Annotated in this window: 19 protein-coding genes and 1 tRNA gene; 3 read left to right on the top strand and 17 right to left on the bottom strand. The window is 57.5% G+C overall.

Annotation, left to right across the window (positions count from 1 at the left end; genetic code table 11):
* The first annotated feature begins 57 nt into the window (after positions 1-57).
* The gene (locus tag LN415_04710) at positions 58-453 is read left to right on the top strand and encodes a hypothetical protein (protein ID MCJ2556392.1); all 396 of its coding nucleotides are present in this window, start codon (positions 58-60) and stop codon (positions 451-453) included.
* A 59-nt stretch (positions 454-512) separates the two neighbouring features.
* Positions 513-1,904 (top strand): site-2 protease family protein, encoded by a 1,392-nt coding sequence (locus LN415_04705; protein MCJ2556391.1) that lies wholly within the window; start codon positions 513-515, stop codon positions 1,902-1,904.
* Here the strand turns inward: LN415_04705 and LN415_04700 are convergent.
* From LN415_04700 to LN415_04655, 10 genes are all read right to left on the bottom strand, one after another.
* Positions 1,901-2,593 carry a circadian clock protein KaiC gene (locus LN415_04700; protein ID MCJ2556390.1) on the bottom strand — a complete coding sequence of 231 codons (693 nt, stop codon included), beginning with the start codon at positions 2,591-2,593 and terminating at the stop codon, positions 1,901-1,903. The genes LN415_04705 and LN415_04700 overlap by 4 nt on opposite strands.
* Before the next feature lie 107 nt (positions 2,594-2,700).
* Entirely contained in the window at positions 2,701-3,534 is an 834-nt protein-coding gene (locus LN415_04695; protein MCJ2556389.1) for a GNAT family N-acetyltransferase, read from the bottom strand.
* Positions 3,531-3,683: a hypothetical protein gene (locus tag LN415_04690; protein MCJ2556388.1), complete on the bottom strand. Its 153-nt coding sequence runs from the start codon at positions 3,681-3,683 to the stop codon at positions 3,531-3,533. The genes LN415_04695 and LN415_04690 overlap by 4 nt, the downstream gene beginning before the upstream one ends.
* Positions 3,683-5,428, bottom strand: a complete 1,746-nt coding sequence (infB, locus tag LN415_04685) for a translation initiation factor IF-2 (GenBank protein ID MCJ2556387.1) — start codon at positions 5,426-5,428, stop codon at positions 3,683-3,685. Before infB ends, LN415_04690 begins: the two co-directional genes overlap by 1 nt.
* Positions 5,429-5,537: 109 nt before the next feature.
* A complete protein-coding gene (ndk, locus tag LN415_04680) occupies positions 5,538-5,990 on the bottom strand; it encodes a nucleoside-diphosphate kinase (GenBank protein ID MCJ2556386.1) in 453 nt (150 codons plus the stop codon).
* Complete coding sequence (locus LN415_04675) at positions 5,980-6,213, bottom strand: 50S ribosomal protein L24e (GenBank protein ID MCJ2556385.1); 234 nt, start codon at positions 6,211-6,213, stop codon at positions 5,980-5,982. Before LN415_04675 ends, ndk begins: the two co-directional genes overlap by 11 nt.
* Before the next feature lie 10 nt (positions 6,214-6,223).
* On the bottom strand, positions 6,224-6,433 hold the full coding sequence (locus LN415_04670; GenBank protein MCJ2556384.1) for a 30S ribosomal protein S28e: 210 nt from the start codon (positions 6,431-6,433) through the stop codon (positions 6,224-6,226).
* Between the two features lie 4 nt (positions 6,434-6,437).
* The gene (rpl7ae, locus tag LN415_04665; protein ID MCJ2556383.1) at positions 6,438-6,809 is read right to left on the bottom strand and encodes a 50S ribosomal protein L7Ae; all 372 of its coding nucleotides are present in this window, start codon (positions 6,807-6,809) and stop codon (positions 6,438-6,440) included.
* 93 nt (positions 6,810-6,902) lie between these two features.
* Positions 6,903-7,715 carry a carbon-nitrogen hydrolase family protein gene (locus LN415_04660; GenBank protein MCJ2556382.1) on the bottom strand — a complete coding sequence of 271 codons (813 nt, stop codon included), beginning with the start codon at positions 7,713-7,715 and terminating at the stop codon, positions 6,903-6,905.
* The gene (locus LN415_04655) at positions 7,712-7,981 is read right to left on the bottom strand and encodes a hypothetical protein (protein ID MCJ2556381.1); all 270 of its coding nucleotides are present in this window, start codon (positions 7,979-7,981) and stop codon (positions 7,712-7,714) included. Before LN415_04655 ends, LN415_04660 begins: the two co-directional genes overlap by 4 nt.
* A gap of 102 nt (positions 7,982-8,083) precedes the next feature.
* Here LN415_04655 and LN415_04650 point away from each other — a divergent pair.
* Positions 8,084-8,187 (top strand) — tRNA-Glu (locus tag LN415_04650).
* Here LN415_04650 and LN415_04645 read toward each other — a convergent pair.
* The 7 genes from LN415_04645 to LN415_04615 form a co-directional block, all read right to left on the bottom strand.
* Complete coding sequence (locus LN415_04645; protein MCJ2556380.1) at positions 8,188-9,213, bottom strand: zinc-dependent dehydrogenase; 1,026 nt, start codon at positions 9,211-9,213, stop codon at positions 8,188-8,190.
* A 45-nt stretch (positions 9,214-9,258) separates the two neighbouring features.
* Positions 9,259-10,056 (bottom strand): 3-hydroxy-5-phosphonooxypentane-2,4-dione thiolase, encoded by a 798-nt coding sequence (gene lsrF, locus LN415_04640; GenBank protein MCJ2556379.1) that lies wholly within the window; start codon positions 10,054-10,056, stop codon positions 9,259-9,261.
* 88 nt (positions 10,057-10,144) lie between these two features.
* A complete protein-coding gene (locus LN415_04635; protein ID MCJ2556378.1) occupies positions 10,145-10,849 on the bottom strand; it encodes a DNA alkylation repair protein in 705 nt (234 codons plus the stop codon).
* A 44-nt stretch (positions 10,850-10,893) separates the two neighbouring features.
* Positions 10,894-11,133 (bottom strand): hypothetical protein, encoded by a 240-nt coding sequence (locus LN415_04630; protein MCJ2556377.1) that lies wholly within the window; start codon positions 11,131-11,133, stop codon positions 10,894-10,896.
* A 62-nt stretch (positions 11,134-11,195) separates the two neighbouring features.
* On the bottom strand, positions 11,196-11,936 hold the full coding sequence (locus LN415_04625; protein MCJ2556376.1) for a PKD domain-containing protein: 741 nt from the start codon (positions 11,934-11,936) through the stop codon (positions 11,196-11,198).
* Positions 11,937-12,036: 100 nt separating this feature from the next.
* Positions 12,037-12,606, bottom strand: a complete 570-nt coding sequence (locus LN415_04620) for a hypothetical protein (protein ID MCJ2556375.1) — start codon at positions 12,604-12,606, stop codon at positions 12,037-12,039.
* 79 nt (positions 12,607-12,685) lie between these two features.
* Positions 12,686-13,245 (bottom strand): hypothetical protein (locus LN415_04615; GenBank protein MCJ2556374.1); only part of this gene is annotated, 560 nt, incomplete at its 5' end.

The raw sequence follows: 13,245 nt of genomic DNA, 5'->3' as shown, positions 1-13,245 counted from the left end.
TCAAACGAGACCCGATTATAAAACTTGATAGTCAGAGAGCAAAATACTTTAGAAGGGTTGGATGAAGAACTCACGAGCATATTGACTGTCATTAGCATCTCCGAATTGACAGAAGCCCTCCGAAAGACGCTAGGCAAGAGGGACATGCCCGAGGACGAAATCCGCAAACTGGCGGACTATCTGATGTCGTTCTTCGGCTTCAACGACGAGGTGATAGACAATCTTCTGAGGCCCCATGACAGGGATGTCTTCTACATGCTCGAGGAGGAAGGGATCCTCACGACCAGAAGGGAGGAGATCAACCTGAAGAGGGGAAAGCTCTGGCGGATCCACTACTGGATCATCAAGAAGGAGCACATCAAGGCACTCGCAGCAAGCAGTGAGGATGAAGATGAGGAGGAGTTCGGGAGCGTCTACGATTCTATCTCTGAAGAGGTCTGGACCCGAGACTGACAGCCTCCTTGGACGTCCACAGAAAAAGGTTATAATATCGGTGCTATAACCATCGCCAGATGGACGATGCTGTGCTCTATTCGCTGATACTACTGATCTTCCTCACCTACGGCCTTGTCGTCTACGCGCTCTACAAGCTGAAGAAGCTCGAAGGCCCCAGTCTTTCCCTGTACGGCATCTTCCTGATGTGGAAGACATCGAGGGGACGGAAGGCCCTTGAGAAGATAGCCAGTGCCAAGAGGTTCTGGGAGGCATACGGGGATTTCGCCATCGGGCTTTGTATCGTGGGGATGTTCGTAATCACGGGCGTCCTGTTTTGGGCAGCGACACTTGTGTCGTCCATACCTTCGGACAGGGTTCCTCCCGTCCAGGCCCTGATAGGGATCCCCGGGCTCAACCCCTTCATACCGATAGGGTACGGGGTGGTGGCTCTGGTAGTGGCCATAGTGATACATGAGTTCGCGCACGGGATACTCACGTACGTCGCCAAGCTGAAGGTCCTCAGTCTTGGGGTTCTCTTCTTCATAATCCCGATAGGTGCATTCGTTGAACCTGACGAGGAGGGGCTCATGAAAATCGACAGGAGAAAGAGGTCTCGGTTGTTCGCTGCTGGACCCGCCACGAACCTCATCGCCGCCCTGCTGTTCTCCTTCATATTCACGTCCTCCATGATGGCAAGCGTCACCCCCGTGCACGATGGCGTCGGCGTCTTCGCCGTCGTGGTGGACTCCCCCGCCTATGGCAACATCACACCAGGTATGATGATTTACTCGTTCAACGGGAGTGCTATCAGCGACCATCAGTCCTTCTCCGCCGCCGTTGAGGACACATCCGCGGGGCAGAACGTCTCGATCGGGACATACGAGAACGGCGCGACCCGGACGATCAGCCTGACCCTCGCTGACCGCTTCGACTTCACTCAGGACGTCAATGACACTGGAAAGGGATACCTGGGAGTGCGGACGGTCCTGGTTTTCACCGTTATGGGCAGTGCAAGGACTCTTGAGGTGAAGAATGGCCCTGATTTCTTCAACCCGTTTGCGGACATGCGTGACCCGAAGTACTTCACCGGTTCGCTCTTCGCCTACATCGGGCTCCCTCTTCTGCGGGTCGGCCCGGAATCGATGTCACCCTTCCCGAACTGGTTCACTCAGTTCTACGAGGTGGAGGGGTTCTGGTCCTTCCTCCCAGTCGACTCCTTCTGGATTCTGGCAAACGTGATGTACTGGATCTTCTGGTTGAACCTGATGCTCGGTCTGACCAACGTCCTTCCGGCCGTGCCCCTCGACGGAGGATACATCTTCAGGGACGGTCTGGAATCAGTGATGGAGAGGACGAACCCCGACATGGCCGCTGAGAAAAGGGAGGCCTACGTCAGATACGTGTCCTACTTCCTCGCCCTGTTCATACTGGCGTTGATCTTGTGGCAGATCATCGGTCCGAGAATCTAGTTCGTGATTATCTCGAATCCGCCATCGACGAAGATCAACGGGAAATAGCCTCTCTTGTGGCCCGTCTTCCTCATCTTGACAACGCTCATGAACAGGTTGACGATCCTGTCCTCCCTCCTGAGATCGAGATGAATTATGCCGTCAGAGAGGAAATCCTCTCCGTTGTCCGAGAACATGCCCGAATCCTGCCTCATCTCAGCGATCAGGAATGTGGTGATTTCCAGGTCCCTCAGCCACTCGAAGAACCTGAAGAGTTCGTCCCTGGGATCCTCGAACTTCGCCATCACCTGAAGGACCGGCAAGGAGTCCACAACGAGCAGGTCGAGATCCATGCTCTTCTTCAGGTTGCCGACGTACATCTTGAAGACCTCCATCCAGGACTGCTTCGAGAGCTGCTTCAGCTTCTTTCTTATCATGGCGAGGTCCAGGACTGACATCTGCTTCTCAAGACCCTTGACATCCATCCCCATGCCAGCCATGTTGTCGAGCATGCTCTCCCTGCTCTGCTCAAGGGTGACGTATGCGCCTCCCCGACTGTCCTTCGCGTTCCGGTACAGGATGTTGAATGCGACGGAGGATTTCATCGTTCCAGGCTTTCCCGCGATCAGGATGACGTGCCCTTTCGGAACGCCACCCTGCAACTGCTCGTCCAATCCACGGATGTATGTTTTGACCCTGTCTCCAGTCATGTGATCCCTTCTGCTCCCATCCAGTCTGACATTGTCTATTAAAGGTTATTCCCCCATTATCACAACTGAGATTGGAGACAGGACTGGCCTGCTCTGACGTGTGAGATCTATCCCTTCTCCAAGGCCCCCAGCGCGTAGATGCCGTCCGTGCTCTCTGCCTCGTTGACCTCGCCGTTCAGCATTCGCATCGTTCTGAAGTCCTCATCGAATCCCACCGATTTGGCCAGGTCCACGGCCCGTGGGTTTGCGTGAGGCACGAAAACCCTGGCTCTGTCTGCCACGACACTGCCGAGTATCCCTCTCAAGAGCAGCTCCGCGGCATCCGGGCTTCCCGCTTCGGCTATGAGCGGCCCGACCTCGCAGGACTTCTCCGTGCATGTGGCGATGACATAGCCCGCTGGGACGTCGGTCTTGAGCAACAACTGGGGGAAATCTCTCCACATCCGTTGTATGATCCTGGACCTGTTCCCGCCGAAGTATGCAGCATCCAGCGCTGCAATCTGCTCGAGGTCCGTCTCCTTCGCTACGTCCACGTCCGAAGAATCGAATCCAGTTGTGTCGATCGACATCGTGGAAACGGGGAATTCCTGTCTGAAGCCGAGTCTTTCGTAGAATCGAATCGTGTTCATGTAGGATGCAAGATGAACGGTCTTCACACCGACGCTCCCAAGGTAGTCCACTGCGGTGCTGACGAGCTGCGTCCCAATGCCCGTTCCTCTGGATCCTTCGGCCACGATCACATTCCCAATCCACGCCACAGGTCCGTAGGACGTCGCGGTCGTCAGACCGACTGGTCGCTTCTCCACCTCGGCGATGAAGCATCCTTCGGGCTCGTAGCCCAGCAGTCTCGCAAAATCGTTCTCGACATAGGCCCAATCTTCCGAATCGGTCAGAGATACGGCGAACGAGAAGTCCCCAGGCGTCATCCTCCTTATTCTCATTCCTTCATCTCGTAGCCTTCGTCGCAATCGTGACTGCCGTGCGTGACGTACTTCTTGTCCCCGCGCATGTGCTTTATCATGCATGGTCCGAATTCGTCATCCTCCGCCCCGTACCACTTGTCGCAATCCTTGCAGTGCAATTCGGGCATTACATCCCCCAGAAAGGGTCCTCTTCTCTCTTGATGTCCTTGACCCGCTCGAGGACCTCCTTCTCATCCGGATTGAGGTCCACGGAATCGAGTTTCTTGGCCGCGGACTCGGGGATGTCCACGTACAGAACGTCTCCCGGGCTCATCTGTCTCCCCACGGTGACACCGTCCACGGCCATCGCGATCTCACTGCCGGCGATGGCTTCCTTGAGGCTATCCTCACCGCTCCTCAGGCTCTTGATCTTGCCTATGACCTTCCCATCATCCCTGAGCAGGCCGACCCCCTGACGGATTCGTCCTGCGAGTACACGAACACCCACGATCGCTGGCTTGCTCGCGCGGAATACGTGGTCCTCGAGCAGAAGGATCTTCCCGGGATGAGTAATCGTCCTGAGCCGCCGCCGCTCAAGCTCCAGCTGCATCTCCTCCGCCCAGGCCTGGTAGTCTTCCAGGATGCCGTAGATGATGTTCCCCTCCAGCAGCTTCACCTCGGTCCTGACAAGCTCTTCCTTGGCATCTGGAAGGACATCCACGTTGAACGCGAAGATGACCCTCTTCAGCGGGTCGGCCACCGTGGCAGCGGACACGACATCCCTTTTGGAGACATCCCCGACCTCGGCGGTCTTCACGGGAATCTTTGCATGTCGCAACTCGAACGATATGGCCTCCAGAGAACCGATGGCATCCGCCTTGACGAGTATTCCCGTATCCTCCGTCTCGACCTCTATCTTGGTCTCCTGGACCACTTCCTTCTTGGCCTCTTCGATGTCCTCCCCACAAACTCGGAGCGGAGACCCCGCAATGGCGGATTCCAGCCCGCTTCCCGAGATCTTGATCCCCGCCGCGGCGTAGACCTCGTCCACGGAGTCGAACCTCTCTCTTGGGTCCCTGATCTCGTCAAGCGGTTTAGGCTTCAGGAGGGTCCTCGCCCTCGTCACGAGCGGTTCCTCGGTTCCTCCCAGCACGATCGTATCTCCCTTTCGAATCACACCGTCGTAGATTATGGTGTCAATCGTAGGGCCCAGACCCCTCTCCTCCTTGACCTCCAGAATCGTCCCCTTGGCGGGACCGCTGACCGTTTTGAGCCTCGGCGTCAGGAACCTCTGTGCGAGGCCAACGAGCATGAGAAGGACCTCCTGGACGCCCACCGCGAACTTCCCGCTCGTCGGAACGACCGCCACGACGGTCGTGAAGTCCTCGATCTTGTCGAACATCTCCGAATCGAAACCCTGCTGATATAGCTGGCCGACCAGATGATAGAACTTCTGATCGAAGTACTCCACGTAGGACTCGGGCTGGTCCGATATCATCTCCCGAAACGAGAGACTCGTCTTCTTTCTCCACCCCGCGACCCGGTCTATCTTGTTGGCGGCGACCAGGAAGGGCGTCTTGAACCTCTTCAGTATCGAGAGCGATTCGACCGTCTGGGGCATTACACCCTCGTTTATGTCGATGACTAGTACGGCGAGGTCGGCGAGCGCGCCGCCCCTTGCCCTCAGTGTCACGAACGAGTGGTGCCCCGGCGTGTCAATGAAAAGGAGACCCGGAACCTCCAGTTCCCTGCCCTCCATGAGGTCCCCGCAGACCTCCACTATCGTGTCCAACGGGACCTCGGTGGCCCCGATGTGCTGAGTTATGGCACCGGGTTCCCTGGCGGCGACATTCGACCCTCTGATCGAATCTAGCAGTGCCGTCTTCCCATGGTCGACATGACCCAGAACGCTGACGATGGGCTGCCTGATCATCCGAATCTCGAATGTGACCAGAATATATCTAATATTCGTTGCGCGACACTGGATGCTGGGTCATTACCACTTGCCATCAGAAGACCGGACATGCCACAAGACGGACGTCTCATTTCGTCCAAGGGCCGTCCATTCTCTCGAAGTCCTGGATATCGTCGTCCGAAAAGAAGATCGAGATCTCCCTCTCTGCGCTCTCGGGCGAGTCCGAGGCGTGTATTATGTTCATCTGTTTCGATATGCCGAAGTCCCCTCTGATCGTGCCCGGAGACGCCTCCTTGGAATCGGTGGTTCCCACCATTCTCCTGACAACGGAGACGACTTCGGGCCCCTCGACGACCATTGCGACGACAGGTCCGGAGGTTATGAAGCCCACCAGGTCCTCGAAGAAGTCCTTCTCCACGTGCTCGGCGTAGTACCTCTCCACGATGTCCCTGTCAAGCCTCAGCATCCTCATGGCCACGATCTTGAGCCCGCGCGATTCGAACCGCGAGACGACCGTCCCTATGAGCCCTCTCTGCACACCGTCGGGTTTGACGAGAACGAACGCCCTGTCAGTCCTCATCCGCGTCACCAGCGGGAGCCTCTCTCTTCTCGGCCTTTACCGTCTTTCGGGGGTACCGCCTAGTCCAGCGGGTCCTCCTCGGAACCCTCCCGAGCTTGAGGGAGTTCTTCTGGCACTTGCCCGAGCAGAAGTAGAAGAAGGTTCCGTCCTTCTTGATGTACATCTTCCCCGTCCCGGGTTCTATTCTCTCCCCGCAAAACGTGCAGGTCCTGGCCTGAACCACTCAAACACCCTCACTTGATGGATAGCTTCCTCGCTTCTCTCGAGGTCTCTCGCAGCATCAGAACGTCGCCCATGCGCACGGCGCCCTTGACGTTCCTGGTGATGATCCTTCCCTTGTCTCGGCCCTCGAGGACCCTCACCTTCACCTGGATCGCCTCGCCGGTCATGCCCGTGCGTCCGACGACCTCGACAACCTCGGCGGGAATGCTACCCTCTACCATTCGTCTACTCCCTCAGTTTCTTCAGCTTCTTGGCAAGGTCATCCATCATGGGCTTTCCCTTCCCGGCGTCGAGCACTGCCGCGGATGCCGTCGCCTTTCCCAGGCCGGCCGCGACCCCGAGCTCGCCCTTGCTCGGCACGTAGGCGTAGGGGATGCCCTTCTCCTCGCAGAGGAGCGGCATGTGCGCCAGTATCTCCTCCGGCTGAACGTCCTCCGCCATGACGACGAGCGAGACCTCTCCCCGCTCGACGAGCTTGGTGACCTCGTTGGTACCCTTCCTGACCTTTCCGCTGTCCCTCGAAAGCTCCACGACCTGGTAGGTCGCATCGACGAGCTCCTTGGGCATCTCGAATCTCACGTATATGGGCTTAGCCATACTTTGACCTCCTTCAGTTCTTGCGAACTTCATCAATCATCGGCTCTTAAAAGAGCGAGCGTGAAAGACTCGGGTCCGTATAAAAAGGTTGCGTCACCCGGGTTTCCCCTGGAACTCCGGGATCCTGCCCAGCACGTCGAAGCGCGTGTCCCTCACGACGGGCCTGTGCTGTCTCGCCTTCTCCAGTTCCTTCAGGTCGACATCGCACCGAACGACATCCTCCTCGTACTCCTTGGCCTTCACCTTCTCGTCCCCTCGGGGCCCCACGACCGTGCTCCCGCCGAAGAAGATCATGTTCTTCTCCGTGCCCACGAGGTTGGAGTAGACGAAGAACAGGGCGTTCTCTATCGCCCTGGCCGGGATGATCGTCTGGAAGAAGAACTTGCTCGTGGAGGGCGAAGCGGAGCAGGCCACGATCATGTCCGCACCGGCGAGGGCGTGGAACTTCGAGAGCTCCGGGAAGAATATGTCGAAGCAGATGATCAGTCCGATACGCCCGATGTCGGTCTCGAAGACCTCCAGCCCGGAGCCCCTGCCGAAGTGCAGGCTCTCCTCGAAAGGTCCGAAGTTCGCCAGGTGCAGCTTCCTGTATGAACGGGCATTCCCGTCGGGGGCGACGAGCACGGAGGAGTTGTATATCCCCCTCGTCTTCTCGTCCATCTCCGGCATCCCGAGGATGATGTGGGAGCCGTGTTCCTCCGAAATGCGCTTGACCTTGGACACGGAAGGGCCCGACAGGTTCTCCGCGAGCCTCGGGAAATCGCCCCTGCACATGTAGCCTGTCAGGAAGAGCTCACCGAAGACCGCGAGGTCGCACTCGTTCTCCGCGACGACTCTCTCTATCTTCTCTACGTTGTGCTCCTTGTTCCCCAATTCGGGTTGGACCTGGCCAAGTACGATTCTCATTCCTTCCTCTCCTCTCTTGCCTTCGACAGAGCCTTCTTCTTCTGGTCCTCCACGCCCCAGCTGGAAAGCGCGAACGCCACTATCGCGAACAGCACGAAAAGCAGGATCTTCATTATCATGTCCTCCATCTCCAAGAGCAATATCATGGCGGCACCCATAAGGAGGACTATCCACGAAGTGACATACTGCCACGAGAGACCAGTGTCGACTTTCTCGACGCTTCCACCGCACTCGGGACATCGTTCTCCCTCGATCCTGCTTCTCATCAAGACCTCATCACAGGACGGACAGTAGACCAGCTTCACGGTCGCGGAGAAGTTGTCTCAGGTAAAAAGGTTTATCTAATCATCATCCATAGTTCGGCGCACGCTCCCGTAGTGTAGTCCGGCCAATCATCTCGGCCTCTCGCGATTTTCGCCCTGGCGGGAGTCGGGGATAGCCGAAGACAGGGGTTCGAATCCCCTCGGGAGCACTAGTTCTGCGGCTCAATTATCACTTTCATTGAATCCGCGGCTCTGAGGACCAGGTCAAAGCCCCTAGCGGTCTCGCCAAGACCGAGCCTGTGCGTGATCATCTCCTGAACACGAATCTGGCGGGAAGCGATCAACTCGATCGCATCCAGTATGTCCTGCCTGCCCGCGGCGTATGATGTTGTGGCGGTCACGTTCTTGAACCAGATGTCATTGAATGGCATTGGAATCATGGTGTCCGGATCTGTTGGCGCGAAGAACAGAACACTCCCTCCCCATTCGACGAGAGACCAGGACTGCTCAATGGCCTTCCTTGCACCAGTAGAGACAATGACAACATCCGCCAGAAGCCCGCCAAACACATCTCTGAGCCTATCCGGAACGGCGTCGCTCGCGGGAATAGCTACGTCCGACCCGAACTTGCGGGCCATTTCCAGGCGATAATCGCTTATGTCCGTGCACGCAACGCTGCTCGCTCCCCGTGATTTGGCCAGCTGAACGTGAAGAATGCCCGTGAGGCCGCTTCCCATGACGACCATGTTCCCATCCTCGATTCCCCTGACCTTCTTCTGTCCTCTGATGACGCAGGCAAGGGGTTCTATGAATACCGCCTGCTCATGCGAGACCTCGTCCGGAAGCGGGTAGACGCCATGCTCCACATTGATGGATGGCGCTCTCACGTATTCTGAGAAGCCTCCTGGATCGAAGTTCGTGGTTCGCAAGGTTTCGCAGACTGTGTGATTCTCTCTCTGACAGAATCGGCATTCCATGCACGGCACGTGATGAGAAACGAACACTCGCTGTCCCTCTTCGTAATCCTTCACGGCACTTCCGGTTTCCACGATTTCTCCAGAGATCTCGTGGCCCAGAACGCGGGGGGCCTTTGGCAACCGGTACCACTCGATAACGTCACTGCCGCAGATCCCGCTTGCCATCACCTTGACGAGAAGCTCGTCCCGCCCGATTTCTGGCACCGGCATCTCTTCAAGCCGTATGTCCTTGTTGTTGTAGTACATCGCGACACGCATGGCTTTCTCTCCCCAGAGAACGACACGTAGAGTCGATCCGCGAAGCTAGGCCTCGCCGCTCTTGGCCTGATTGAAGACGTCCATCGCTTCCTTGGGCGTGGCGTTCTCGTGAACGACCGAACGGACGGCCTTTATCATGGGTACGGAGTGCTCGTGCTGCCATATGTTCCTGCCCATGTCCACTCCCACTGCGCCTGTCTGGATGGCGTTGTACGTCATCTCGAAGGCGTCCATCTCCGTCTCCAGCTTCGGTCCGCCCGCAATCACGATTGGGACTGGACAGCCGTCGACGACCTTGTCGAAATCATCGCAGTAGTATGTCTTCACGATGCGGGCTCCGAGCTCCGCCGCGATCCTGGATGCCAGGCCCAGGTAGCGTGCGTCTCTCTTCCCCAGCTCCTTTCCGACCGCCGTGACCGCCAGGACAGGTATGCCGTACTGCTCGCCCTGATTCACGAGCTCCGAGAGCGAGAGCAGGGTCTGACGCTCGTGAGGCGTCCCCACGAATATCGACAGGGCCACGGCCGCCGCGTTCAGGCGGATGGCCTCCTGCATCGACGTCGTGATCCCCTCGTTCGCGAGGTTCTCTCCGACTATGCTCGTCCCGCCGGAAACCCTCAGAACGATCGGGTTCTCGATCGTGGCGGCGACGGACGAGCGAAGCACGCCTCGCGTGAGCATTATGGAGTCCGCGTACGGGATAAGCGGTTCCAACGTCTTCTCTGGTTTCTCGAGCTTCGTCATCGGCCCCAGGAAATAGCCATGGTCGATGGCCAGCATGACAGTGTGTCCAGTTCTCGGCTTGATTATCCGTGATAAACGATTCTTCATTCCCCAGTCCATTTCTATCCCCTCCCAGTCAAGAATGGGATTGTTTCTCAATAGAGATGGCGATATAAATCCTTTTGTCAGCGATCAAGCATGTTCGTGGCTACTCCAGAATGCCCGCCCCGAGCTCCTCGGGCAAGTATTTCACGGCCTTCTTCAGCTGCTCTTTGTTCAGCTTGTTCCTATGTTCCAGGAGGAACGAGGCCACGATCTCTGGTCGACTCTTTCCCAGCTCTCGCAGAACCCAGCCGAGAGATTTCTTCACGAAGTACTCATCGTCATCGAGGAGACTGCGCACCATTTCCAGGACGGTCTCCGCGTCGGACCTTCCCTCCCTGTTCGCCGGTATGGTCGAGGTCACGGCCCCCCGCCTTCTCCAAGGGTTGGGCGACCTGATCCATTCGGAAACCTGCGACGTGACATCATCGTCTCTGAACATGAACTCAGCGAGGACGAAGACCGAGAGGGCGTCGCAGTTGGCCCAGTTGTCCACGTCATCGTACCATCCGCTCACGAGCTCGAACGAGTTCTTGTCCAGCCTCCTCTTGAATCTCATCAGAATGGAAGCGGCCAGGCTCCTTGCCTCGAATATCCCGGAGTGCCAGAGTTCATCAGCGGTCTTGTGGACCTCCTCGAGCTCAGCGTCTCTGTGCGAGGCCGAGAAATCCCTTGCCATCGCGTGGATCTCTGGTGCTCTGATGCCGAGGCTCCTCAGCTTCGTGCCGATGTACCGTTCCGCCACCCAAGGATCGGTTGGAACCTGCTTCTTCTCAAGGGCCTCGATAATCCGCCTGGTCTCCGCTTTCACGAAGACGGAATCGACGCCCGTCTATAAATACGACCTGAGGGGAATCACTTGAGCGCCTGGACCTTCGTCTTTGAGAGCCTCTCCTGCTTCTCCGAGAGCGATTTCAGCCTCTCGATGTCGTCCGTCTCCACGAAGGACTCGGCGTAGCCGCAGTTCTCACAAACGAGCAGCTTCAGAGGCCACTTCTGCTCCACTCCCGATCCCTTTGGCCTGTACGGTGCGAAGACCGACACCTGAAGGCTCGTCCTGGCTCCGTTCTCACACTTGGGGCAAGCATCCTCCATGGGCATCCTCGATTAGACTAATCATCACAGCATTAGAAAAGCTTTCCCATGCTTCCCGGGAGCTATTCCTGGGGCGGTGGCGGGGGACCTTCTTGAGGTTGTATCTGCTGCGGCGGAGTCTGAGCGGGAGGCTGCGCGAGCCGATATCCAGGGTCCGGCTGCACCGGCGCCGCATGGATGGGCTCGACCTCCAGGTCCTTGGGCTTGATCCTTACCTTGATGGTCTCCGGCTTGGGCTTTATCAGGTTCCAGCCAGCCTTTGTGACGTAGCCCGCAACGATGGCCATCACCAAGAACAGCCCGACCACGAGGATTGCCAGGGCCACAGGCAGGAGCATCTTTGTGAAGTCCAAGTCGAGGCCGAAGTCTCCGAAGTCAGGCATACTACTCCCCGCTTGTTGCGTGTCTGGGCCTACGAACAGGTCGGCCGCCACCGCAGAGCTCCTCTTCGAGTTCTCGTCCTCCACGGTGAGCTTGGCGGTGTAACGCCCCTCGGAGGAGTAGGTCTTCGTCGGGTTCTCGCTGTTTGACGTGTCGCCGTCCCCGAAGTCCCATTCCCAGGACACTATGTCAGCATCTCCCGGATCCGACGTGTCCGTGAAGTCCACCGTGTAGTTGTCCACTCTGAATGTGAAGGATGTGCTCGGACCCTCAAGGATCTCCTCCTGAGGCAGTTGCTCCTCGAAGTACTCGCCCGCCGTCGGGATGAATCCGAAGGCGAACACGAGCACGAACATTAGTATCGCGATGCCCAACGCGAGCACCACGGTTCCAAGCACCAGTTCGTATTTCTCCCTGTTCATGGAAATCGATTCGACGAGAAATCCTGTCGTATATAATAGTAGCAGGAGTGATTCTCGGACCTGCGAATCTGGGCGAGTTCGAGCCTGATCGAGAATCGGGCTACCCGACTTCGTTCTCCTGCGCAGCCAGCTTCTGGAACATCCGGGGCGAGAAACCGTGATCATTGACGAGGTCATCGAACTCCTTCTCCAGGCAATCGCAGGCGACCTCGCCCACTTCGAGGACCCTGACCGCTTCACCGAAGCAGTTGTTGAACACCGTCAACCACTCCGGGTCGGTGTCGTCCCTGAACCACTCGTCCGAGCTCAATTCGAGCGTGACGTATTGGAAGCCGTCATCATCCAATCCAGCGAAGATCGAGGAATCGGCTCCGTTGCCCGGGACATCCTGCTCCTCCACGACGTAACCGCTCGTCTTTCTGACCTTGCTCTTGCAGAGGATTGTCACCGGCCGGTTCGCACAGCCGTACTGCTTGACCATCGCGGGAATTATCCCTACGCTCTCCAACCTTATCCTCATGTCTCCCGTCAAGCGATACATCTCCAGCTCGAGGGGAATGAAGAAGGATGAGAACATGCGGCAGAACACCTCGACAAGCATCTCGATATCTCTCGCCGCTGGGATGTTGTTGAAGCCCCATCCGACGAGCCCCTTCTCATGCCACGTCAAGACACACCCTCCGACAGGTTACGGACCGTAGCGGTATAGGTGAAGGGATACCTAAAGCTGTTGGGTTCGCACTCCACGATCAACTCCTTCTCCTGCGGCGTTTCCTCTTCCCGAACAGGTCCTTTCTCCTGGCCTCGAGGAGCTCATCGCTGCGACCGACGTACCCCGCGCATGTGAGCACCTTGACGCCGTGCTTCTTCGCGGACTCGAAGACGAGCGGGATCCTCTCCATCCACTTCCTCTCCCTGAGGAGGTGATGGTCTATCATGAACGTCCGCAGGTCCGTCTCCTCGAAGAGGCGTGCGATGTTCCTCTGAGAGAGCTCCATGTTCTCCTTGCCGTAGACGCCCATCATGTAGCTGAGGGCGCCGTCCATCAGCACCGTCTGGGGGTTCTGCTCCACTATGAAGTCGATCTGGTCCCTCATGCACCCGCCCACGATGTCCGATGTGTGCACGAAGGCGGTGCGCCCCTCCCGGACGCAGACCTCAATGACATAGCCCATTCTGTCGTTCACGCCGTGCACGACGGGCTCTGAGAACAGGACCTTCGTCCTGCCGAATTCAAACTCCTCCCCGTCGGCGATGGCAACTTCTCTGGCGTACTTCCTGATCTTGTTGGCGAACCTCCTTCCTCTGT

The organism is Candidatus Thermoplasmatota archaeon (genome assembly GCA_022848865.1).
Lineage (GTDB): Archaea > Thermoplasmatota > Thermoplasmata > RBG-16-68-12 > JAGMCJ01 > JAGMCJ01.
Note: the sequence above shows the minus strand (reverse complement) of the source record. Positions and strands in the feature narration are given on the sequence as shown.